Source organism: Pedobacter alluvionis (assembly GCF_003664035.1).
Classification (GTDB): Bacteria; Bacteroidota; Bacteroidia; order Sphingobacteriales; family Sphingobacteriaceae; genus Pedobacter; species Pedobacter alluvionis.
In genome coordinates this window covers 235,553-257,506 of sequence record NZ_RCCK01000014.1, presented here as the reverse complement: position 1 = coordinate 257,506, position 21,954 = coordinate 235,553, and the positions used below count along the sequence as shown (strand labels likewise).

At 36.8% G+C, this 21,954-nt stretch carries 21 protein-coding genes; 8 read left to right on the top strand and 13 right to left on the bottom strand.

Translation table 11 applies throughout. The features are described 5' to 3' along the window. Positions 1-3: 3 nt before the first annotated feature. Genes BCL90_RS20610 through BCL90_RS20600 form a run of 3 tightly spaced genes read right to left on the bottom strand, consistent with a single transcriptional unit; the run spans position 4 to position 1,300 of the window. A complete protein-coding gene (locus tag BCL90_RS20610; RefSeq protein ID WP_121286759.1) occupies positions 4-276 on the bottom strand; it encodes a type II toxin-antitoxin system YafQ family toxin in 273 nt (90 codons plus the stop codon). Positions 277-281: 5 nt separating this feature from the next. Then, positions 282-485, bottom strand: coding sequence for a hypothetical protein (locus BCL90_RS20605; RefSeq protein ID WP_121286757.1), 204 nt, complete (start codon positions 483-485; stop codon positions 282-284). A gap of 20 nt (positions 486-505) precedes the next feature. Next, positions 506-1,300: a thymidylate synthase gene (locus BCL90_RS20600; RefSeq protein ID WP_121286755.1), complete on the bottom strand. Its 795-nt coding sequence runs from the start codon at positions 1,298-1,300 to the stop codon at positions 506-508. Between the two features lie 252 nt (positions 1,301-1,552). Here BCL90_RS20600 and ispE point away from each other — a divergent pair, with 252 nt between their 5' ends. From ispE to BCL90_RS20585, 3 genes are all read left to right on the top strand, one after another. Then, the gene (gene ispE / locus BCL90_RS20595) at positions 1,553-2,356 is read left to right on the top strand and encodes a 4-(cytidine 5'-diphospho)-2-C-methyl-D-erythritol kinase (protein ID WP_121286753.1); all 804 of its coding nucleotides are present in this window, start codon (positions 1,553-1,555) and stop codon (positions 2,354-2,356) included. Between the two features lie 72 nt (positions 2,357-2,428). Then, positions 2,429-2,854 carry an OsmC family protein gene (locus BCL90_RS20590; RefSeq protein WP_121286751.1) on the top strand — a complete coding sequence of 142 codons (426 nt, stop codon included), beginning with the start codon at positions 2,429-2,431 and terminating at the stop codon, positions 2,852-2,854. A 145-nt stretch (positions 2,855-2,999) separates the two neighbouring features. Beyond that, positions 3,000-4,166, top strand: a complete 1,167-nt coding sequence (locus tag BCL90_RS20585; protein ID WP_121286749.1) for a trans-sulfuration enzyme family protein — start codon at positions 3,000-3,002, stop codon at positions 4,164-4,166. 73 nt (positions 4,167-4,239) lie between these two features. Here BCL90_RS20585 and BCL90_RS20580 read toward each other — a convergent pair whose 3' ends face one another. Beyond that, positions 4,240-5,493: a hypothetical protein gene (locus BCL90_RS20580; RefSeq protein ID WP_121286747.1), complete on the bottom strand. Its 1,254-nt coding sequence runs from the start codon at positions 5,491-5,493 to the stop codon at positions 4,240-4,242. A gap of 501 nt (positions 5,494-5,994) precedes the next feature. On the opposite strand from BCL90_RS20580, the gene BCL90_RS20575 reads away from it, so the two are divergent. Further along, positions 5,995-6,717, top strand: a complete 723-nt coding sequence (locus tag BCL90_RS20575) for a pirin family protein (protein ID WP_121286745.1) — start codon at positions 5,995-5,997, stop codon at positions 6,715-6,717. A gap of 61 nt (positions 6,718-6,778) precedes the next feature. Further along, positions 6,779-7,075, top strand: a complete 297-nt coding sequence (locus tag BCL90_RS20570; RefSeq protein ID WP_121286742.1) for a response regulator — start codon at positions 6,779-6,781, stop codon at positions 7,073-7,075. 314 nt (positions 7,076-7,389) lie between these two features. Here the strand turns inward: BCL90_RS20570 and BCL90_RS20565 are convergent, their stop codons facing one another. The 6 genes from BCL90_RS20565 to tgt all read right to left on the bottom strand — a co-directional run bounded on the left by BCL90_RS20565 (position 7,390) and on the right by tgt (position 15,911). Further along, positions 7,390-7,671 carry a lipopolysaccharide assembly protein LapA domain-containing protein gene (locus BCL90_RS20565; protein ID WP_121286739.1) on the bottom strand — a complete coding sequence of 94 codons (282 nt, stop codon included), beginning with the start codon at positions 7,669-7,671 and terminating at the stop codon, positions 7,390-7,392. Positions 7,672-7,675: 4 nt separating this feature from the next. Further along, positions 7,676-10,480: a TolB family protein gene (locus tag BCL90_RS20560; RefSeq protein ID WP_121286736.1), complete on the bottom strand. Its 2,805-nt coding sequence runs from the start codon at positions 10,478-10,480 to the stop codon at positions 7,676-7,678. A gap of 1,678 nt (positions 10,481-12,158) precedes the next feature. Then, positions 12,159-12,578: a hypothetical protein gene (locus BCL90_RS25450; RefSeq protein ID WP_134380733.1), complete on the bottom strand. Its 420-nt coding sequence runs from the start codon at positions 12,576-12,578 to the stop codon at positions 12,159-12,161. Between the two features lie 216 nt (positions 12,579-12,794). Next, a complete protein-coding gene (locus BCL90_RS20555; RefSeq protein ID WP_121286733.1) occupies positions 12,795-13,673 on the bottom strand; it encodes a DMT family transporter in 879 nt (292 codons plus the stop codon). A 2-nt stretch (positions 13,674-13,675) separates the two neighbouring features. Beyond that, positions 13,676-14,779, bottom strand: a complete 1,104-nt coding sequence (locus BCL90_RS20550) for an LptF/LptG family permease (RefSeq protein WP_121286730.1) — start codon at positions 14,777-14,779, stop codon at positions 13,676-13,678. A gap of 1 nt (position 14,780) precedes the next feature. Continuing rightward, on the bottom strand, positions 14,781-15,911 hold the full coding sequence (gene tgt, locus BCL90_RS20545) for a tRNA guanosine(34) transglycosylase Tgt (protein WP_121286727.1): 1,131 nt from the start codon (positions 15,909-15,911) through the stop codon (positions 14,781-14,783). A gap of 139 nt (positions 15,912-16,050) precedes the next feature. Here tgt and BCL90_RS20540 point away from each other — a divergent pair, with 139 nt between their 5' ends. From BCL90_RS20540 to BCL90_RS20530, 3 genes are all read left to right on the top strand, one after another. Further along, the gene (locus BCL90_RS20540) at positions 16,051-17,268 is read left to right on the top strand and encodes a glycosyltransferase (protein WP_317126842.1); all 1,218 of its coding nucleotides are present in this window, start codon (positions 16,051-16,053) and stop codon (positions 17,266-17,268) included. Between the two features lie 26 nt (positions 17,269-17,294). Then, positions 17,295-17,930 (top strand): 16S rRNA (guanine(527)-N(7))-methyltransferase RsmG, encoded by a 636-nt coding sequence (gene rsmG / locus BCL90_RS20535; RefSeq protein ID WP_121286724.1) that lies wholly within the window; start codon positions 17,295-17,297, stop codon positions 17,928-17,930. Positions 17,931-18,052: 122 nt separating this feature from the next. Beyond that, positions 18,053-19,207, top strand: a complete 1,155-nt coding sequence (locus tag BCL90_RS20530; protein WP_121286721.1) for an ATP-binding protein — start codon at positions 18,053-18,055, stop codon at positions 19,205-19,207. 121 nt (positions 19,208-19,328) lie between these two features. Here the strand turns inward: BCL90_RS20530 and BCL90_RS20525 are convergent, their stop codons facing one another. From BCL90_RS20525 to BCL90_RS20515, 3 genes are all read right to left on the bottom strand, one after another. Then, positions 19,329-20,426 (bottom strand): M56 family metallopeptidase, encoded by a 1,098-nt coding sequence (locus tag BCL90_RS20525; RefSeq protein WP_121286718.1) that lies wholly within the window; start codon positions 20,424-20,426, stop codon positions 19,329-19,331. Beyond that, positions 20,423-20,794 carry a BlaI/MecI/CopY family transcriptional regulator gene (locus BCL90_RS20520; protein ID WP_121286715.1) on the bottom strand — a complete coding sequence of 124 codons (372 nt, stop codon included), beginning with the start codon at positions 20,792-20,794 and terminating at the stop codon, positions 20,423-20,425. Before BCL90_RS20520 ends, BCL90_RS20525 begins: the two co-directional genes overlap by 4 nt. Positions 20,795-20,972: 178 nt before the next feature. Further along, entirely contained in the window at positions 20,973-21,947 is a 975-nt protein-coding gene (locus tag BCL90_RS20515) for a M28 family peptidase (RefSeq protein ID WP_121286713.1), read from the bottom strand. Positions 21,948-21,954: the final 7 nt, after the last annotated feature.

Here is a 21,954-nt window from a genome sequence, read left to right as displayed (position 1 = left end):
TAGTTAAAATAGATCAGAATGGGTTCCCAACCTATCCAGGTAGATTTCTTTTTTAGTATCGTCCTGAAGCCAGGTCATCAACCAATCCGCTTTTATATGGCACTCCCAAAAGCCATCATAATCCCCACTTAAAATATGTGGTTTGTATTTTGGGGGTAGTTTCCCATTTTCTCTTAATGTTTTAAGAACTACCTCTAAAAGAGAAATATTGTAATTACGTTTTATGCAGCGTTTATAATCTTTTTTAAATTGATTTGAAAAAGATATATCGTACATAAATGTTAAGAGTTAAGCTTTTGCATCAAATCCAAATGACTAGATGATTTTGTCAATTCTTCACCCTTGCTTGTTTTTTTTATAGACGCAATTGTGGTTTTATTCGGTTTTTTCTCCGTATCGGTATTAATGATAACCCCCAACTCTTGTAAGAGCTGTTTAACTAAACTGCTTTTTTTTTCTGGTACGCTGATTGAAAAAGTTTCCATATACAAATATACTAATTCTGTTAAACAGCAACAACCCCCTTAATATGGGGATGTGCTTCGTAATTTTCTAATGTAAAATCCTCAAATTTAAAATCAAAAATGCTTTTCACTTCAGGATTGATTTTCATGGTTGGAAGCGGTTTAGGCTCGCGACTTAATTGTAGGTTGGCCTGTTCGATGTGGTTATTGTATAGATGGGCATCGCCAAGGGTGTGGATAAAATCTCCGGCTTGTAAACCGCAAACCTGCGCCACCATCATGGTTAGCAATGCATAAGAAGCTATATTAAAAGGTACACCAAGAAAAATATCGGCGCTTCGTTGATATAATTGGCAACTTAACTTTCCATCAGCCACGTAGAATTGAAAAAAAGCATGACAAGGGGGCAAAGCCATATTTTCGATTTCGGCAACATTCCACGCTGAAACAATAATTCTGCGCGAATCGGGATTATTTTTGATCGTGTTGATCATATTGGTAATCTGATCAATATGCTGTCCGTCTGGTGTTGGCCAGCTTCTCCATTGCGAACCGTAAACCGGTCCGAGGTTGCCGTTTTCATCGGCCCATTCGTCCCAGATACGTACACCATTATCTTTTAGGTATTTAATATTGGTGTCGCCGGTTAAAAACCAGATCAGCTCGTGAATAATAGATTTTAAGTGCAGCTTTTTTGTTGTAACCATTGGAAAACCTTCCTGAAGGTTAAAACGCATCTGGTAACCAAAAACACTTATAGTCCCAGTGCCTGTACGGTCGTGCTTTTGAGCGCCATGATCAAGCACATGCTGCATTAAATCTAAATATTGTTTCATACACCCAAACCCCTTAAGGGGCTTTTAAATTGTAAATAATTTAATTAATTAGCTACAAATATCTAAAATTTATCAGGTGTTATAAATCATTTTTATGCACACTGGGTATTTGTTAACATTGGTTGGGTTAATCCAGGTGTGTAATCCCGGCGTGAAGCCGGGACCTACATAAAATTTGTATGTTTGCAAATGAGACGCTGCTGGTTTCGGCACCGTGTACTCAGGACTTAAGACTCACGACTCAGGACTAAAATGTTATCTTTTCCCAACGCAAAAATAAACTTAGGTTTAAATATCACCGAAAAACGTGCTGATGGTTACCACAACCTTGAAACCGTTTTTTACCCGATCAATATTAAAGATTCGGTCGAGATTACCGATACAGAGGTAACTTCTTGCAAAATTCATGGTATCGAGATTCCTGGTGATGCGAATGATAACCTGTGTTTTAAGGCCTACCAATTGGTTAGAAAGGATTTTGATATCCCTGCACAGCAGATCAATTTGCTGAAAAATATTCCTGTGGGAGCGGGCTTGGGCGGTGGGTCAGCAGATTGTGCTTTCCTGATCAAATTATTAAATGAGAAATTCAGTTTGGGGATGTCTGTTGATAAGATGGAAGGTTACGCCCGTCAGCTAGGGGCAGACTGTGCTTTTTTTATTGAGAACAAACCTGTTTATGCCTTTAATAAAGGTGATGAATTTGAAAAGTGCGAAGTAGATTTGTCAGCCTGGTTTAAAGTTTTGGTAAAACCGCCTGTACATGTAAGTACGGCCGATGCTTATGCAGATGTAAAACCGCAAAAACCTTTGCAATCGTTAAAAGAAATTATACATTTGTGTCCAACAACATGGAAAAATAAGGTTATCAACGATTTCGAAATATCTGTTTTCGCTAAATATCCCCAAATTCATCAAATAAAAAACAGTTTATACGATGCAGGCGCAACATTCGCTTTAATGAGTGGTAGCGGTTCGTCGGTTTTTGCAATTTTCAACCATCCGGTTAAATTGCGTGAACTGGAAAAAAATAACTTAGTATTTTATAACATTTAAATTAAGGTAGAGGGTTGGAAGGTAGAAGGCTTAAGGTCTTGATACCTGATACTCAATACTCGAACTATTAATATGAACATAAATCTGATCCGCAAGAGCGGTAAATTTAATTTTGAAGCAGAAAACGAGAGCGGTTTTACTGTAGAGTTGGATGCAAAAGCTGCCATTGGGGGTGAGGGAAAAGGTTTCAGACCGATGGAGATGTTACTGATTGGATTAGGCGGCTGCAGTGGCATTGATATGGTAAATGTATTAACCAAGCAAAAGGAACCACTTGATGATATTAAAATCGCTATAAACGCCACCAGAAAAGAGGAAGAAATGCCGCCGATTTTTGATGTAATCGATATTCACTTTGATTTATTTGGCGATTTAAGCACTCAAAAGGTAGAACGTGCACTACAAATGACCTTCGATAAATATTGCTCTGTATCGAATATTTTGGGCCGTTCAGCAACTATTAATTTTACTTATAAAATAAACAAAAGAGAAGTATAAAGTAACAAATAACAAGTAGCAAGTAGCAAGTATCGAGAAGCAAATCTTAAATTTATGATGACGACTTTATTCTCACACTACATCCTGATACTTGATACTCAAATCTTGATACCCATCTTTTGACACTCAAATCTTGATACTTAAAATGAAATCTGAAAATTTTGAAACCATAGCTATACGCACGCAAACCGAACGCAGTTTACATAAAGAGCATTCATCACCAATTTATCTTACTTCAAGTTATAAGTTTGAAGATGCAGAAGAAATGCGTGCTTTGTTTGCGAATGAAAAGGAAGGAAATGTATACAGTCGTTATTCAAATCCAAATACATCAGAGTTTATCGAGAAAATGTGCCTTCTGGAAGGTGCTGAGGATGGTTTTGCTACTGCAACAGGTATGGCCGCGATTTTTACCACATTTGGTGCATTTTTAAAAAATGGCGACCACTTGGTATCAAGCCGTTCGGTTTTTGGTTCTACGCACCAATTATTAACTAATGTTTTTTCTAACTGGGGTGTAACTTTCGATTATGCCGATTTAGATAAACCGCAGGATTGGGAGGCTTTGATTAAGCCAAACACTAAAATGATTTTTGTAGAAACCCCATCTAATCCCGGTATTGATATTATCGATCTTGAATTTTTGGGCAATTTGGCTAAAAAACATAATATATTACTTGTTGTAGATAATTGCTTTGCTACACCATATCTGCAACAGCCTATTAAATATGGTGCGGATATTTCAATCCACTCAGCTACTAAATATATTGATGGACAAGGGCGTGTTTTAGGTGGTATAATTTTAGGCCCCAAAGCTTTAATTGCAGATGTAATTGGTTTTGCCCGGCACAGCGGACCAGCTTTGTCGCCTTTTAACGCATGGATTTTATCTAAGAGTTTGGAAACCTTGGCCATCCGGATGGATCGTCATTGTGAAAATGCTTTAAAGGTTGCCGAATATTTAGAAAAACACCCGAAAATTAAACTGGTAAAATATCCGTTTTTACCATCACACCCTCAATACGATATTGCTAAAAAACAAATGAAACAGGGTGGTGGTATTGTAACCATTGTGGTTGAGGGTGGTATAGATGCAGCACGTAAATTTATGGATGGTCTGCAGATGTTCTCTATTTCGGCAAATTTGGCTGATACCCGTTCTATTGCAACACACCCGGCTACGAGTACACACAGCAAACTTACCGAAGCGCAACGTAATGAAGTTGGGATTGAACAAGGTTCCATTCGTTTATCAATAGGTTTGGAGCATATCAACGATATTTTAGCGGATATTGAGCAAGCTTTAGCTTAGTTAGACTCCAAAATTAATAATGAAAAAGGGAAATGTGTTTTGCATCTCCCTTTTTTGTTTTGCATTAATATCATTATTCATATTTCGAGAAATCAACTGCGAATATGCAACGGTTAACCTGACTGCCGTTTTGTGCACCCGCATTGGGTTCGAACTCGGTTAAACTCCACAAATATCCATATTGTGTTTCAAGATATAACGATTCGGCACCATAAGGCCACCTGTACCTTACCGTATTGGTATCTCCATCGGTATACCTTGCCAAACGGGCGGTAGATCCGTAAGATTCGCTGGGCGACCCCGTGCAGGAAAGCCAGGTTCTGTTGCCTTTTCTAAAAACGCCCTGTATACCGTGGGCATGATCGGAAGCAAACAGACTGTTTTTAGGGATCACGGTTTGTATGCCCGAATTTTGCAGTTCTCCAGAAGTGTTAATTGAAAAACCGAATATCTTGGGTACAATTGAGGCATCGGCACTGCCAGCATAATATTGACCCGTCCATAATTGATTATTCTCGTAATTTACCTGTACGGTTGAAAATGGACTTGCTTCATAGATTTTATAATAACCTGTCTGCGGGAGTATATACCTGTAATTAAAAGCATAAAGGTTACCACTAGCATCTTTGCCACACTTATTATCAGTGTCAGTCCCTGTACTTACTTCAATAATTTTGTCTAAATCGAATACTCTTAATCCCAGATTTGTACTGCTTAAATAAATTTTACCATTAAAATAAGCTACGCCGCCAGCATGTACATTTAAAGGAGCGTAAGTCCCATATTGCGTATAATTCAGTGTACCCGCTGGAAGTGTTGGCTGTACCAGCAAGATGTGCCTATACATTAAATAAGTGCTCGAACTTGGGCTGATATCAATCAGTGTTATTCTTGATCCTTTGCTCTCTGCCGCATCTTTGGCATACCAGCTTACTAATAAATACCGAACGCCATTTTTGGAAAAACCGGCGATGCCCTGCGGGCGCCATATAGAAGTGGTCTCATCATCTTCATTCCATCTTATACCCCTAACCCTGTTTTCTTCGGGCACGTTAAAACCATATACTTCAGTGTAAGCACTGCCACCAATCGCCTGGCGATTTTTATCCAGCTGTGTTGGGTTTAGAAAGGTAAAACCTGTGTTAATGTAAGCCGAAGTATTGGTGTAGGTATTTACACTTGCTGCTGCGCTTACAACTGGGGTAGCCACCAGTATATTTTTCTTTTGATTTATTGTATTTGATTCTTCCTCAATACCTGTGTCTTTTCTGCAGGAAAATGTGAATAGGCAGGAGACTAATAGCATCCAGATGATGTTTTTTTGCATGAGTTAATAATGTTGATTGTTCTGGTTAAACTGGAGCAAGTTTAAAGGGTGGATATAAACTTAAAGCTGAAACAGTATTAAGGATTGGTTATGTTTAGATATGGAGCGACCTTTATGCTGAATTTATTTCTCGGAGATAAAAAAAGTTACTTTTGGAAATAATTAAAATGTGCCCCATGTAAAATTCGGTTGAGCTGAGGTACTTGAGCAGTCTTACCTGATTCGCTCTTTTACAAGTCGGTACAGCCCGTCTTTTAGCTACATTCATCAGCGATTAAATAAATAACAGCAGTGCAAATAAACGCCTGGCTGAAAGATTTCAGTTCATGGGATACAAGATCAGGCTTGCGGGAATCTTTTCGTTAAAATACCTTATTTTAAGTCCTGGTGATATCAAACGCTTGGCGCTCTCCGCCCAACGCGCTCTCACTTCTTACCCTACATCAATGCACAGCAAGCTTTACAGTATTAACTTTGTATCATAAATAAGAAAGGAAATTTATGTCACAGTTTATTTTGCACAAAGAAAACACCCGTGGTCATGCTAATCATGGTTGGTTAGATGCACACCATTCATTCAGTTTTGCTAATTACTACAATCCGGAAAGGATGCACTTCGGAGTTTTAAGGGTTTTAAATGATGACAGTATTGATGGTGGAATGGGCTTTGGTGCTCACCCACATGATAATATGGAAATTATTACCATTCCATTAGCTGGTGCAATTGCACACAAAGATAGTATGGGTAATTCAGCCACAATAAAAAATGGAGAAATCCAGGTAATGAGTGCCGGAACTGGTGTTAGTCATAGCGAGTTTAATGCAAATGCAGACGAACAATTAAATTTATTACAGATCTGGTTGTTTCCAAACAAGAAAAACGTTACACCACGTTACGATCAGCAAACATTAGATGTTGCTGCGAGGCACAATAACTTCCAGCAAATTTTATCGCCAAACGCGGATGATGCCGGTGTCTGGATTCACCAGGATGCCTGGTTCTCATTAGGTAAGTTCGATGCCGGATTTGAAACTGAATACAAGATCAAAAAAGCAGGTAATGGTGTGTATGCTTTCATCATCAATGGAGAAGTAACCATAAACGGACAAGTGCTAAGCAAAAGAGATGGATTAGGTATCTGGGATACTGATAGCATTAGTTTTAAAGCCAATACTGCAGATGCAGAGGTTTTATTGATGGATGTTCCGATGGAATTAAACTAAAATAATTTAACCAAACCTCGCAGGGTCTAAAACACTGCGAGGTTTCTTTATGTAAAGAACTATGCAAACTACCATACTTTATATCGGAAGAGATACTGAAATTACGACGGTAATGAACCGCCTGTTGAATGCCAGGCCAGAGTGGAAAGGTATCTGTGTATGTACGGATGATGAGGCTATCGAGATTTGCCAAACACATGAAATAGATTTGGTGCTGCTGGGAAACGGTATTGATGCAGTATGTGAAAAAGCGTTGAGAGCAAAACTAACCGGGCTTAAACCAGAATTAAAAATTATCCAGCACTATGGCGGGGGAAGTGGGTTATTGTATGGTGAGATCATGACCGCGATAAATTAGTAAAACCAATATTTACGCGCTTTGCTATGGGACTTAAATAGCAGCAGTTGCCAACCTCTCCTAAACGGGATTGCAGTGTTATCCTTTTAAAATGAGCACCTGCTTCCTTTTTATTGTCATGCTGAGGCACGAAGCATCTGCAACCGATTAAACAGATGCTTCGTGCCTCAGCATGACAAAACATTTTAAAAGATTTAGCGTAAAGCCCGGCTGACTGTAATTAGAACTGCAGGCTTTGCTTTACAAAACATCTTTACAAAACCTCGTTAAAGTTCCGAGAAAAAAAAGATGGTCTGTGAGACAGATCTTGGGCTCTAACTAATGTAATCTCTGTCCTCGTCGCTTAAGGTATTTTTCTTTTCAATCGAAGGTTGATTTCTCTCAATCTCATCATCGTAACTGCTTACTGTTTTCCGCGGACGGCCCACTACAAAACCGATAATAAAACCAATGATAATGCAAACACCGATAACCAAAAGTTTAGATACCGGAACCGTGGTAACCAAAAAATTGAAATCTACAGGCTCAGTATTTACCATCAAGAATATGGTCAGCAATGCGGTTAAAATAATAATGGAGATTGTTTTTGCGCTCATGGTTTTAGAAGCTATAATTAAATGAAAACTCTAATATCGGATTTTGATTGTAAATCTGGTTAACAAAAACCAATCTCGCTCCTAAATCTACAACAGGTTGATAGCGTAAAATGTTTACGCTCGTGTTCAATTCTACCCCATAAGTTTTCGGATCGTTAAAGGTTGTGCCCCGGCCAATGTTCTCATAATGGCAAAATAAACCTGCCCTGAAATTCCTTATGTAAGCCAGCGGCCCCAACTCCCAATCGGGAAAGGCAAATGGAAAGCGGTAGTTGAAAAGTAAGCTGTTCTGCAGTTTGCTTTTTGCTAAAATATTGTTGTATCCATAAACAGTTGCAATGTCGGTTGCATACTGGTTTACTCCGCTTGCTTTTTGGTAATTAAAGCTTGCCAGGAACGAATGGTTTTTTGCAAAGCCCGGAAAGTAAAGGAAACTTTCGAGCGCTAAAATTTCTCCCCCTAAATTTTTATCGAAGGGTTGGTGATCATAAGTTACCCTGAACACTTGTGCCCATTTGGGTGCAATGTCTCTTTCAGTTGTACGCACACTGTGGTTGAAAGTAAAGTTGTATTCCATCGGAAATTTAAGCTCGCGTATAAAACCGGTTGGCATGTTTTCCGGCATGTACCTTTGGGTAAAACTGGTCGCTGCATTTAGTGTAAAAGCATAGTTCTCATTCCGCATATTGAACGATAGCGGAACCGATGCATTAAGTTTGATATAGTTCTCTCTCCAATCGCCTTGTTGTATCGCATTTTTAGCCCTGTAGAAGGTTCTTTTCGGGCGGTTGCGGTACAACACACTAAACACCGGATAGAGCGCCTTATAGCTAATATCTGCCGTGTATTCGAAACGCTTTAAATCGCGGTGGTATTTTGCGCCCGAATAAAAGTCCATGGTATTAAGCAGGTTGTTCGATTGCAGTTCTAAACCAAAAACATATTCGTTGTCAATTACCGGAATAATGCTGTGGATGCTGAAAAGATTTAAAGCTTGGTGGTAACGTTTAGATTGGTAAGTGCTATCCGGTATTTTGTCGAAAACATTCCCGATATTTTCCTGCTTTTCTGCTGCGGACGAAAAATCTACAAAGTTATTTTCGCCTACAGGTTTTTCTATAATGGTAGTTTCAGCAATTTCATAACCGTTGATTTTGTAATCGTTAAAAATGATTTTTCCATCACTGGTTTCGGTAGGATTAAAGGCGCCGTACTTAGATGCGCTAAGTGCCGTAATTTTTTTCGAAGTGGGATCAATCGCGTAAATATTATCGATGCCATTGAAGTGCGCATTGAAAACAATTTTATCGTTAATAAAAACCGGTCGACTTAGCTGTTGTCGGCTGTTAGAAATCAATTGCGATTTTTTCTCTCCATCCATTAGCCACAAACTTTTCCCTTTTTCTGTTACGCTGATATAAGCAATCTTATTTCCGGTTTTATCGAAAACTGGTGTTTGCAGTATTTCATTCTCTGGATTTGGATAAGTCTTTAAAATTTTTCCCGAGCTTGCATCTAACTCAACCAGGTTGAAGTGATTGTTCAGCTCTACTTTTGAAGCGATGATTTTCTTCGCATCGTTAGAAAGGCTGGGAGAGAAAAGCCTGCTTTTGCTGCTTAATTTATTGAATTTTTTGGTCTTCAGATTATACGAACAAATCACACTATAACTTCGTTGTTTGTAGCGAGGATCGTATCGTATTTCATCCCAAACCAACAGATCATTTTTTAAGCTAAACCAAGGCTGTTCCTGGTAGCCAATTCCAAATAATTTTTGCTCCGATTTATCCTCATTAATAATCACGAAACATCGTGCATCTGTCTTGCTTTCTTTGAGTGCTAAAATCTGATTTTTATTTAGCCGGACAGGAAGGAAATAATTCGTGGCCAGCGATGTTTTTTTATTTAAACTTTCATAGTTTTCTGAAGCTGTTTTTTCTTCCTGTATTTTCCATTTTTCGGCAAGCTTATTTTGGGTAGCTAGAAAATATTGTCGCGTATTTTCTCCGGTATATTTTTTTAAGCTTTTCGAAAAGGGATAAGGCCTCACTGGTCTTTTTCTAATATCGCCAAGTAAACTGTCTGAAATAAACTGGCCGTACTTTTCTTTCATATCAGATACCATTAAATATCCGGTTTGATAGTAACCGGGAGTAACATCTTTGTTCGAACCAAAATAGGCTTTGCTGTAGCTGAATTTTTTGCCTTCCAAAATTGAGGCCCGGTAAGGCATGATCCAATTGGGCTGGCGGCCCCTGCCTGAAAAGGTCAGCGCCGTTTCGTTAACTACCGCATCGCCCTCGAAAAACCAGGTGGGTATTCCTGCACCAAAGTAGGCAAAGTAAACCAGCTCCGGAAAGGGGTGTGTCTGCGTTCCTGTCAATTTGTCAAACTGTGCGATGTGTCTGAGCTCATGTACAGCCAGGTTGTTTAGCCAATCCTGACTGTCGAAAAATTGAGGCGGTGTAGCATAAAATTCAGACTTCTTCGGGCCAAGCTGAACAAAGCCGTTTGCAACCGTTCCGCGGTTCTGTAATAGGAGTGGGATAGTGGTTTTTTGTTGCCCTAAACCCAGGCCAATCTTGGTGTAGATATAGGGTAGGGTATTGGCCATTCTTTGAGCTTCTTTCTCCAGTTCTTCAGGATAGATGATTTTAAAACCTCCTGATGAAATGTAGTTCCATTTTACACTAAGTGGGTTTTGTGCAGTGCTGAAAATTTGCCCAAAAACGGATGGTGAAATAAAACTTAAAGTAATTGCACTTAAATACTTGATAATTAGTTTTTTGTTTGATAGTTTTAAATTCATCTAAAATCTTTGCTAAAATATTTAGTTTTTTAAATTTTAAAGGTATTCTGAAATGTAATTTTTTAATTCATATATAATATTATAAAATACTGATTTATAAATGTTAATGAAATTTATGTAAATTCATTAAAAGATGATTTTATTGTGATTTTTAATCTGATTTTCCTTCAGATTTAAGCACCTCGTCACATTTTTTATAAACAGTAATTTATTGATTTAATTTACACTTATTAATCGATTTTCCTCAAAAAATTTTATGGCTTTTTAAATTTTAGTATGAATTTTAGAATGAGGTTTCTGTCCCGAAAATTGAGCCTGAGTCTTGTGGATTTCTGAATCCTTTCTTATGACTTATAAGAGTTAAGAATTGCCCGGTTTGTTTGCTTAAGTGGAGAATAAGCCTCACGGTAAAATTGAATTCTTCGCAGTCTGAAATTAGATTTTTAGAACCGTCTATGCTAAGAATTTATAACCCCATAATGTATAAATTGATGCCAATTTAAAATTCGGTTTTATGGGAGTAATGATATTTTTATGACAAAATGTCTTTGTTTTTTATCGCTTAATTCAGACTGGTTTTTTCGTCATCAGGCCCGGATTTAACTTTCACAACTTGCGATTTCCAAATCCAGGTGGTTTCGGATGTTGTAGTTTAGCATTTAAAAACTCAGTTTATTATGGCTTGAACCAAGGTTTTAACACTAAAAATCTTGTCTGAATTTTACTTCAGGTATCCCGATTTGTATGTTTTTTTAATGTTTTTAGGCCTTAAAACTCCGGTTTTTTGACTGGATAATGCGATTTCCTTGCGATATTCTCAGGTGAAGGGGTTTTGGATATCTTTTTTTGAAAAATTTATTTTTAATTGAAAAAATGCTTCTTTTGTTGCTTAGGGGCACTTTTTGCTCGGTTTTGTGGTTGTTTTTTTAAGTTGGTTGATTGGTCAAATTTTGGAGATTTTTAAGCTATTTATTCTAACTTAAGTACCTAATGAGGCCTGTTTTTCGATATGTTTTCTAATTATTATGTTTTTTAAAAGCTCAATTTTTCAGTCGAAAAAGGGTAGTTTTATATGATGCTGATAAGTTGATTGAAGACCTTATATTCGATTATTTGCTTTAACCAGGAGTATTTAGTTTGGCGAGATTCAATGATGTTGATGCCTTTTTGTCGGGAATGAAAACTGGGTTTTTGGGTTGGTTTTTAACTCCATTTTATAGTGGTATAGCTAATGATTTTTGAAGCAGTTTTTTTGGGATTTCAATCTTAATTAATTATGCTTTTTAAATACTTTTTATGTTATATTTTATTATGATTTTTTAGGTATTTATAAGCTCTTTTACAATTCTTTTTCTGTGCTTTTTTTAATCTTAAACAGGTGTTTTTTTTGGATGTGATTTTTGTTTGAATATTTGTTGTTTTTACTAGTCTATTATTGGTCGGTATTGTTGAGTTTTTATTATGCTTATCTGTTGGTTTGGGTATTGTTTTTGAATTTTAAACTCTGCTGTCTTATAAGATCTGGGTATATATTTTTATAATAGGTAAAATGCAATTTGATGATTTGGATGAGAGTGCTTGTTTAGCTTTAGGAGGTACCTCCGTTTCCGTTAGTTACGTCTAGTTTATTAACAAAAAAAATAATCTGAATTGATGGATTTGTGAAAAAATATCTAATTTATTTTGGCTTGTATTTCATGTTTTTAGCTTCGCTCATGTGGTTGTGATGTGGAGAATTGAGTATGTAGGGAATAATGTAAAGTGGCATTAGGTATTGCATGATATCGTCATTTCTAATGGCATGTAACGAAGTTGGTAAAGCTATTAAATGAATCTCTCTCCTGAAAATTTTGGACTGCAATTTGTCGCGATAACGCCTCGTTTTGATGGTAGCTGTAAGTGTTATTGGAGTACAGATTAGTTGTGTTTCCGAATGCTTAATAAATCGAAATAGGTCTAAATAGATCTCTCCATTTCGCTGCGCTACAGTCGAGATGACGACGATTCTATTGGATTCTGTTAATGATATAGTGGAGTACAGATTAGTTAAGCTTCCGAATGCTTGATGAAGCGAAATTGGTCTGATAGATTTCTCCATTTCTCTGCGTTTCATCCGATAGCTATCGGATCGAGATGACGACGATTTTGGATTCTGTTAATGATAGTGGTGTACAGATTAGTTGAGTATCCGAATGCTTAATGAAGTAAAATTCGGCTTGATAGATCTCTCCACTTTGCGTTGCTGCGGTCGAGATGACGACCGGTTTTGATGAAAGGTGTATGTAGTATTGTTGTATAATTTACCAACAGGATTCTACAGCTTGTTCTTTCTTTTTTTGTAGATTGGATAAAGGAAAATGGAGGCCAGGATAATCGTTGCACCAATATAAAATCCACCTGTCATTTGCTCTTTGCTTTGAAAGAAAATGAAGGCTAATACTATGCCGTATACAGGCTCTAGATTAGTGATTAACGCTACTCTAAAAGCAGATAAAGTTCTCATTACAGCAACACCTGCAACGTAGGCAACGGATGTGCAAAGCGTACCAAGAAGAATAAGATAGAACCAGTTTTTCGCACTTAGATTGAATGCGGTATGCAACAAAGTTCCATCATATAAACGGTACAACGTGATCCAGAAAAGCGCACCTACAAGTTCGTAAAAACTGATAATAGAGGGTTCGCTTTTTTGTACCAAAGTAGAATTTATGGTTGAAAAAAGACTAGATGCCACTGCTGCTAATAAACCAAAAATAATTCCTAAGGTATACTGGCCTTCGAATTTAAAGATCATATATATGCCCAGAATGATTAATAAACCAATCAGAATATCGCCCATTTGAATGGGCTGTTTTTTGATCAGCGGCTCTAAAATTGCTGTAAATAAAGTAAAGGAAGAGAGGCATACCAAGGTTACTGAAACCGTGGAAACCTTAATGGCATGAAAGAAAAATATCCAATGGATGGCTACAATTCCGCCGGTTAGAAAGAATTGAATAAACTGCTTTTTGGTTATTTTAATATTTTTTTTGGTAATTAAAAACCAGGCAAAAAGTGTAGCTGCTGCAATCAATACCCTGTACCAGACCATGGGTACTGCATCAATAGAAATTAATTTTCCGAGCACTCCGGTAAAGCCCCAGACAAATACAGTAAGATGAAGAATGAGTAAATTCTTTTTAGTGGCTTCCATTGCTATTTTGGTGCTTTTCTTAATAGGTAAAAACCTAATAAGCCAAAGAATAATGTAGGCATAATAACTGCTGCAAAGGGAGGTAATCCACCTTTAGTAGAAAACATCTGTGTAAACTGATTAAATACGATATAAGCAAAGCTAATGAAGATTCCGATACCTAATGATACACCGACACCTCCGCGTACTTTACGCGACGATAGTGCCACGCCAATCAGGGTTAATACGAATGCTGAAAGCGGGTGAAGGTAACGTTTGTATTTTTCAAACTGAAGGTCGTTCATTACGCCTGTTCCGCGGATCTTTTCTTTCCTGATCTTATCAGAAAGTTCCTTGGTGGTTAAATTTTGCACCACATTGTCGTATGCTGAAAAATCATCCGGACGCATATCCAGAATGGTATCCTTAAGCTTTCCGTTACCATAAATCATGGTTTCTTTCAGGCCGTCAATCTTCCGGATGGAGTAGTTGCTCAACTGCCATTTTCGTTTAAGCGAATCCCATTTTATATTTTCTGCAACAATCTTTTTGGTCAGTACATCTCCGCTAAAATTATCCAGAGAAAACCGGTATCCTGAATTGGTTTTATTGTCGAAGTTGTCAATATAGATATAGGTTTTGTCATCCAGTTTCATGTGGATGTTTGATTTTGTGGAAGGATCATTACGTTTTACGTACGTATTCTCGAAGCTATTTTTTAAGGTATTAGTATAAGGAAGGATGTATAGATTTGAAAGTAAGTTGGCTGAGAAAATAATCGTAGCCGACACCAGGTAAGGAAATAAAAAGCGGTTAAAACTCACCCCACCACTTAAAATTGGTACAATTTCAGTCTGATCGGCCATTTTTGCGGTAAAGAAAATCACTGCAATAAAATTGATCAGGGGAGAAAGCATATTCACATAAAAAGGAATAGAGCCTGCGTAATATTTGGAAAGGATTCCCCAAAAACTCAGGCCACTTTTCATAAAATCATCCATCTTTTCAGATAGGTCGAACACCACAATAATGATCACAAAAATGGCCAGGGTATAAATAAATGTACCCAGGTATTTTCCGATAATGTATTGATCGATGATTTTTATTCTTCCTTTTAACAGACTCATTTTATAGCTTGTTGCCTAATACTTTAACCATTTTGTTTTTCCACTCGTAAAATTCACCAGCAATGATCTTTTCCCTGGCCTGTTTTACCAGCCAAAGATAGAAATGCAGATTATGCAAGGTAGCAATTTGAGCGCCAAGCATTTCCTTACTATGTACTAAATGTCTTAAATATGCTTTACTGGTTACTAAATCAGCATGAAGATCACTCTCGGCATCTAGTGGAGAGAAATCATTCTCCCATTTTTTGTTCCTGATGTTGATGATTCCGTTTCTGGTAAAAAGCATTCCATTTCTGGCGTTTCTGGTTGGCATTACACAATCGAACATATCAATACCCAATGCAATATTCTCTAAAATATTAATAGGTGTGCCCACTCCCATTAAATAACGTGGTTTTTCTTCTGGTAATATATTGCATACCACTTCTGTCATGGCATACATTTCTTCAGCAGGTTCACCAACAGATAAACCACCAATGGCATTGCCTTCACGGTTCATACTGGCAATAAATTCTGCAGATTTAATACGTAAATCTTTATACACCGAACCCTGTACAATTGGGAATAACGTTTGGTCAAAACCATATTTAGGTTCTGTTGTATCAAAACGTTCGCAACAGCGTTTTAACCAGCGGTGTGTCATTTTAATCGATTGCGCTGCATAAGTATAGTCGCAAGGGTATGGCGTACACTCATCAAAGGCCATAATAATATCGGCACCTATGGTTCGCTGAATATCCATCGCATATTCAGGAGTAAAGAGGTGTTTCGATCCATCAATATGGGAGTGGAAAGTAACGCCTTCCTCCTTAATTTTGCGAACTTTACTTAAGGAATATACCTGGTAGCCGCCACTATCTGTTAAAATTGGACGGTCCCAACCAATAAATTTATGTAATCCGCCAGCTTTTTCAAGAATGTCTAATCCTGGTCTTAAATATAAATGATACGTATTGCCAAGAATGATTTTAGCATCAATATCGTCTTTCAGTTCGCGCTGATGTACGGCTTTTACCGTTCCGGCAGTACCCACAGGCATAAAAATAGGGGTTTGTATTTCGCCATGAGCAGTTGTTACTGTTCCGGCTCTGGCTTTAGATAGTGGATCGTTAGCCTGTAAACTAAATTTCATCTGTTTCTATTTATTTTTCTCCAATTATTAAGTGGAGTTTACCGCCATCAAAGTCCGTTTTATTAAACGAATTGCTATTTTGATGGCAGGCGGTTTATATGTATTTTTCTCGTCGAAAATCTGCCAAAAATAGCAAAAATTGAGAGCATATTTTTGTTTAATTTTTTATCCACATAAAAGTGATTTACAGATTAAAAATGAGAAATTTGCGCCTGTTTATTTTAACATCGTGATATTAACCCTGATTGAAATTATTCTGCTCTCGATATTGGCTTTTTGCCTTTTGGTGCAGCTTTACTATGTACTTTTTGTTCATTTAAAATTGGCTAATGTAGGTATCGAAGAGGTTCCCTCGTCGGCTCAAAAACCGCTAAGTGTAATTGTTTGTGCAAGAAACGAAATTGTGAATTTAGAGCGGTATCTGCCTGTATTATTAAGTCAAAATTATCCGGAGTTCGAAATTGTGGTGGTTAATGATCGCTCCTGGGACGGTACAGAAGAGTTTTTAGACCAATTAGAGAAGAAACACCATAACCTGAAAGTAGTTAAGATTTTAGATAACGATAAATTTATAGCGGGTAAGAAATTTGCGGTAACCATGGGAATAAAGGCCGCCAGGTATGATTGGTTGGTTTTTACTGATGCAGATTGCACACCAGCTTCCGGGTATTGGTTAATGGATATGCAGCAGCCTGCTGACGAAAATACGGAAATCGTTTTGGGCTATTCTCCTTATATGAAAAAAAGAAGTCTTTTAAATGCACTGATCAGGTTTGAAACCTTTTTTACTGCCGTAAATTACTTGTCTTTCGCTTTAAAAGGTATGCCGTATATGGGCGTTGGACGCAATATGGCTTATAAAAAATCGCTTTTTTTTAAAAATAAAGGCTTTGCAGCACACATGCATATCCCATCCGGAGATGATGATTTGTTTGTAAATGCACATGCCAATAAATACAATACCGAAATCCGTTTACACCGCGATAGTCATGTTTGGAGTGAACCTAATAATACCTGGCGGGGCTATCTGAGACAGAAAAAACGTCATTTTGGTGCCGGAAAGTTCTATAAATCAAAGCATAAGTTTATTTTAAGCTTGCAGATTGTTTTCCAGTTTTTATTCTATGCTTTCTTTACCGCATGTATGTTTTTTAGTCGCGAGGCGCAATACATCGCTTTAGGAATCCTCGGATTAAGCATCATTATCAGGTGTTTTATTTATCCAAAATTGCTGAAACGCTTAAACTATAGCGATTTACGTTGGTGGTTCCCGATTTTAGATATACTTTTGTTTCTGTTTTTAACCCTGAACGGATTTTTAGCCTTATTTGGCAAGAAAAAAGTAAACTGGAAATAATTCAATAATCCTTTAGTAATTACAATATGCTTGATGTAAAGCCCGATATCGTTTTAAAATATTTCCCTGATTTAAGCGAAAAACAGATTGCCCAATTTTCGCAACTGTTCGAATTATATAGCTTTTGGAATTCGCAAATCAATGTAATTTCTAGAAAAGATATTGAAGAACTATATGAGCGCCATGTATTACATTCGTTAGGGATAGCTAAGGTTTGTACTTTTAAAGCTGGCGAATCAGTTTTAGATGTAGGTACAGGTGGTGGTTTTCCTGGCATCCCATTAGCGATTTTGTTTCCCGAAACGCAATTCTATCTGGTAGATTCTATCGGAAAAAAGATTAAAGTGGTAAAAGAAGTGGCATCGGCATTAGGTTTGGAGAATTTAAGGGCTGATCATTTAAGAGCTGAGCAGATTAAAGAGAAATTTAACTTTGTGGTATCGAGAGCGGTTACCCGCTTAGGTGAATTTTATCCATGGATACAGGGCAAATTTAAAAAAGACTCCTTAAATGCCATTCCAAATGGGATTTTGTATTTAAAAGGTGGCGATTTAGCTGAAGAGATCAAAGAATCAAAACTGAAAGCAGAGTTATATCCACTTTCAGCTTACTTTGAGGAAGATTTTTTTGAGACTAAATATGTTGTTTATGTACCGCAGTAATTAATCGATATCTGTGTGGATTGGTTTTAATTAAAATATTGATTGATAGCTATTTGTTAATTTATTTTGTCCTAATCCGGAATTAAATTCCAGATTTGTCTATTTTATTTTTATATTTATCTATGATTCATAGAGTTGGTAAAAATAAATTAAAACAATTGGCCTCTAAGTTTAGAGTTGTTGCAGTTGTTGGTCCACGGCAGAGTGGTAAAACAACGATCTGCAAGACAACTTTTCCGCGTAAACCCTATGTATCACTTGAAAATCCCGATATTGCTGAATTTGCAACAGTTGATCCAAAAGGTTTTTTAAAGCAATTTAAAAATGGAGCCATTTTAGATGAAGTGCAAAAATTACCTCATTTGTTTTCTTATATCCAGCAAATTGTAGATGAAAATAATAAAGCTGGTTTTTTTATCTTAAGTGGAAGCAATAACTTTTTAATGCAGGAAAGCATATCCCAGACCTTAGCTGGTAGAGTGGCTTATTTACATTTATTGCCCTGCAGTTTGAAAGAATTAAAGAAGGCAAAATTATTATCGGATTATCAAAGTCATATATTTTCCGGGGCTTATCCAGAGCCGTTATATAGAAATATCGATACTGTAGATTGGTATCCCAATTATATCAATACTTACGTAGAAAGAGATGTTCGCCAATTGAAAAACATCACAGATTTGGCATTGTTCATGAAATTTTTACGCTTATGTGCAGGTAGAACGGGGCAAATTTTAAATATGCAGTCGCTTGGTAACGATTGTGGTATCGATGCCAAAACGGTACAGGCATGGTTATATATCTTGCAATCAAGTTATATCATCTATTTGCTGAGACCATTTTATAATAACTACAATAAACGGATTATAAAAGCCCCAAAACTTTATTTTTACGATACTGGCGTTGCCTGTAGTTTGTTGGGTCTTCAAAATGTTGAGCAACTTGCATTTCATCCCAGTATTGGTGCACTGTTCGAAAATATGATGATTATAGACCTGCTTAAACAGCGTTTAAACAATGGTTTACAGGATAATCTTTATTATTGGCGTGATAAAACAGGAAATGAATTAGATGTACTACTTGATACAGCCATAGCAGTTACAGCAGTAGAAATTAAAGCTGGGGCAACAATGAATTCCGATTATCAAAAAGGCTTGTTATATTTTAAGGATCTGGCAGATGATAATAAGAAATTAAAAACCATTATTTGTTATACCGGATCGGTTATCCAAAACCGTAGTAATGGTATTGAAGTAAGGCCCTGGGAAAAAATCATATAATATAAAAAACTGAAAGCAGAATTATACCGGCTTTCAGCTTATTTTGAGGAAGATTTTTTGAGACTAAATATGTGGTTTACGTGCCACAGTAGTTATCCTGTACTTAAAATATTACCTTTTACTATTTACCACCACTTTTTTTAGTTTTTGGTTCAACTGGGGGTGGTGGCGGTGGTACTGGTAAGTTCTTTTTATCTTTTTTTACAATAGGTGGAGCGAAACGAATCTGATCAACTTTTGGAGTACTAGACTTTTTTGATTTTAAAGCGCCTGGTTCAACTGGCGGTGGTGGTAACCTCTTCTTGTCAGCTTTTTTCCTGGTCGTATCCTGAAAAACGATGGTTAAGCTTTCCTTTTTTTGTCCAAATTGGATGGTAGCATAATCTTTTGTAAATGCCATTGTAGAGAGGCATAACATAAATCCGGTTAACGGAAGGATAAATAACAATTTGAGCCTGGCCAATTTTGCTGATTTTTTTTGGTTTAACATACTTATTCTGTTTTTTAGTAATGATGAATTGAAAAAATGGTTGCTAAGCGTAACTTCCTGGTTTCCATACGAATTTTGAATAAGGAACAATGCGTAGTCGTATTTGGCAATATCTGTCCTGGTGGTAGCGTCATCAGCAAGGTATTCGTGGATGAGCCTGATGTCATTCCTGATAAAATATATGATTGGATTGAACCAACTCGAGATCTGTACCAATTCGAATAATAGAATATCAAAACTATGCTTCTGCTTAATATGAACCATTTCGTGCTTTAATACGGTAGCCTTTTGGTTCATCTCTGGATCAATAAAGAGGAGATTAAAGAATGAAAATGCCATTTTTGAGTTTTGGATTTCAATAAATGTGATACCATTTTCTTTATTCTTACGGGCATTTCGCATTAATTTTGCAATATGCCTTAGTCCCCAAAAAACTTTTAGTATTAAAACTGTTGAAATCGCCAGATATAACAATAAAAGAATATTTTCCAGATTTAAAAATGATTTAGGTTCTTCGATCTGGGGATATCCTGTATAGTTGAAAACCATTTCCTTTTTTAAAAATCCCAGCTGAAAAAATGGAAGTATAAAAGCGAGTATCGAGCTGAAAATCAGATAATACCTGTTTAATCCGTAAAAGGTTTCCTTGTGGAGGAATAATCTATAAAATCCATAAAATAGGATAAGGTATAGATTTGCTTCGAATAAATAATATAACCAGCTCATCATTTGTCTTTTTTAAGTTTCTCTGCCAATTGAATAATTTCATTGAGTTCTTCGTTACTCATACTTTTTTCTTTCACCAGAAAAGAAACCAGACTCTCATAAGAGTTTTCAAAGTAATTGTTCATCACTTTATCTATTGCAAACTTTTTATAATCAGTTTCTTTAATAATAGGGAAGTAGATGTGCGTATTCCCGATGGCCTTATGATCAACAAAACCTTTTCCTTCCAAAACCCTTATTACTGTAGATACCGTGTTGTAAGCGGGCTTGGGTTCGTTCATTTTATCGATAACATCTTTTACCAGGGCTTCGCCCATTTCCCAAAGAATGAGCATTACCTGTTCTTCTGCTTTTGTGAGTTCTTTTATCATAGCAACTATTTTTGTAGTTTGGTTAATTGAAGTTACTACTATAAAAATAGTTTGCAAACTATTTTTATAGTTTTTTGTTTAATTTACTGATATTCAGATGAATAATTTATTGTTGAAATGTAAAGGCATAAAAAAACCTGCCGGATAGGGCAGGTTTAGATTTATATCAATCAATTCATTAAAATTTTTCCAACTTTCTTGGATTGTCCATCATGATCATTTTATCCTTTAACAATTGTTGTAAGCCAGTTTGTGTGTCGATACTTTTTACCACATCCAGTACAGCACTTGCAGCATTACTGAAAAATGGTTTGGTGATGGTAGAATATTCATCTGTAGCTTTATGGTAATCTTTATGATCTTCCACGCCAAAATATAAGAATGGAATATTTTTAGCATTAAATGCACCCTGGTCGCTCTGGTTGGTCCAGTCATCATGACCTTGTTTAGGATCGTCGTGACCGAAAAGTAATTTGATATTGGTTTTAGTCGTATCTACATATTTCTTTAAATCGGGATATTTGAAAGTCCCACATACGTAGAGTTCACCTTTATCACTGTGACTAATCATATCCATGTTCAGGTCAATGGCAATAGTATTAATGGGTACTGGTGGATTGCCTACAAATGCTTTTGCACCCTGTAAACCCATTTCTTCCGCATCGAAAGCTGCGAAAATGATCGTGTTGTTCGGCTTGTTCTTGGCAAAATAGGCTGCAATTTTCAGTAATCCTGCAGTTCCTGATGCATTATCGTCGGCACCATTAAAAACCTCATCCTTTATCATGCCTAAATGGTCGTAATGTGCGGATACCACAATAACATTGCTACTTTTACCTGGAATGTACCCAATAATGTTGGTTCCGTTTACTTTTGCACCATTTCTACCATTGAAGGTGAATTCCTGTGCATAATTTACATGTTGTGGGTAAGATTTTAAACCCAATTTTTGAAATCTTTCTATAATATAAGCCCTGGTCATTTCAGCGCCCTTTGTACCGGTTTTTCTACCTTGATAAGCATCGGAAGATAATACTTCAACGTCTTTTAACAATTGAGTATCCAACTTGCCGGAAGTCGTATTGTTTTGATTTTTAACTGATGAACAGCAGCTTAGCGTCATCGCTAAAGGAAGGATATATAGGATTTTCATGATTATA

Bases quoted from the DNA above. Each gene is read 5' to 3' on its own strand.
- BCL90_RS20610 (WP_121286759.1), bottom strand. From the start codon at position 276: ATGTACGATATATCTTTTTCAAATCAATTTAAAAAAGATTATAAACGC.
- BCL90_RS20605 (WP_121286757.1), bottom strand. From the start codon at position 485: ATGGAAACTTTTTCAATCAGCGTACCAGAAAAAAAAAGCAGTTTAGTT.
- BCL90_RS20600 (WP_121286755.1), bottom strand. From the start codon at position 1,300: ATGAAACAATATTTAGATTTAATGCAGCATGTGCTTGATCATGGCGCT.
- ispE (WP_121286753.1), top strand. From the start codon at position 1,553: ATGTTATCTTTTCCCAACGCAAAAATAAACTTAGGTTTAAATATCACC.
- BCL90_RS20590 (WP_121286751.1), top strand. From the start codon at position 2,429: ATGAACATAAATCTGATCCGCAAGAGCGGTAAATTTAATTTTGAAGCA.
- BCL90_RS20585 (WP_121286749.1), top strand. From the start codon at position 3,000: ATGAAATCTGAAAATTTTGAAACCATAGCTATACGCACGCAAACCGAA.
- BCL90_RS20580 (WP_121286747.1), bottom strand. From the start codon at position 5,493: ATGCAAAAAAACATCATCTGGATGCTATTAGTCTCCTGCCTATTCACA.
- BCL90_RS20575 (WP_121286745.1), top strand. From the start codon at position 5,995: ATGTCACAGTTTATTTTGCACAAAGAAAACACCCGTGGTCATGCTAAT.
- BCL90_RS20570 (WP_121286742.1), top strand. From the start codon at position 6,779: ATGCAAACTACCATACTTTATATCGGAAGAGATACTGAAATTACGACG.
- BCL90_RS20565 (WP_121286739.1), bottom strand. From the start codon at position 7,671: ATGAGCGCAAAAACAATCTCCATTATTATTTTAACCGCATTGCTGACC.
- BCL90_RS20560 (WP_121286736.1), bottom strand. From the start codon at position 10,480: ATGAATTTAAAACTATCAAACAAAAAACTAATTATCAAGTATTTAAGT.
- BCL90_RS25450 (WP_134380733.1), bottom strand. From the start codon at position 12,578: ATGGAGAAATCTATCAGACCAATTTCGCTTCATCAAGCATTCGGAAGC.
- BCL90_RS20555 (WP_121286733.1), bottom strand. From the start codon at position 13,673: ATGGAAGCCACTAAAAAGAATTTACTCATTCTTCATCTTACTGTATTT.
- BCL90_RS20550 (WP_121286730.1), bottom strand. From the start codon at position 14,779: ATGAGTCTGTTAAAAGGAAGAATAAAAATCATCGATCAATACATTATC.
- tgt (WP_121286727.1), bottom strand. From the start codon at position 15,911: ATGAAATTTAGTTTACAGGCTAACGATCCACTATCTAAAGCCAGAGCC.
- rsmG (WP_121286724.1), top strand. From the start codon at position 17,295: ATGCTTGATGTAAAGCCCGATATCGTTTTAAAATATTTCCCTGATTTA.
- BCL90_RS20530 (WP_121286721.1), top strand. From the start codon at position 18,053: ATGATTCATAGAGTTGGTAAAAATAAATTAAAACAATTGGCCTCTAAG.
- BCL90_RS20525 (WP_121286718.1), bottom strand. From the start codon at position 20,426: ATGATGAGCTGGTTATATTATTTATTCGAAGCAAATCTATACCTTATC.
- BCL90_RS20520 (WP_121286715.1), bottom strand. From the start codon at position 20,794: ATGATAAAAGAACTCACAAAAGCAGAAGAACAGGTAATGCTCATTCTT.
- BCL90_RS20515 (WP_121286713.1), bottom strand. From the start codon at position 21,947: ATGAAAATCCTATATATCCTTCCTTTAGCGATGACGCTAAGCTGCTGT.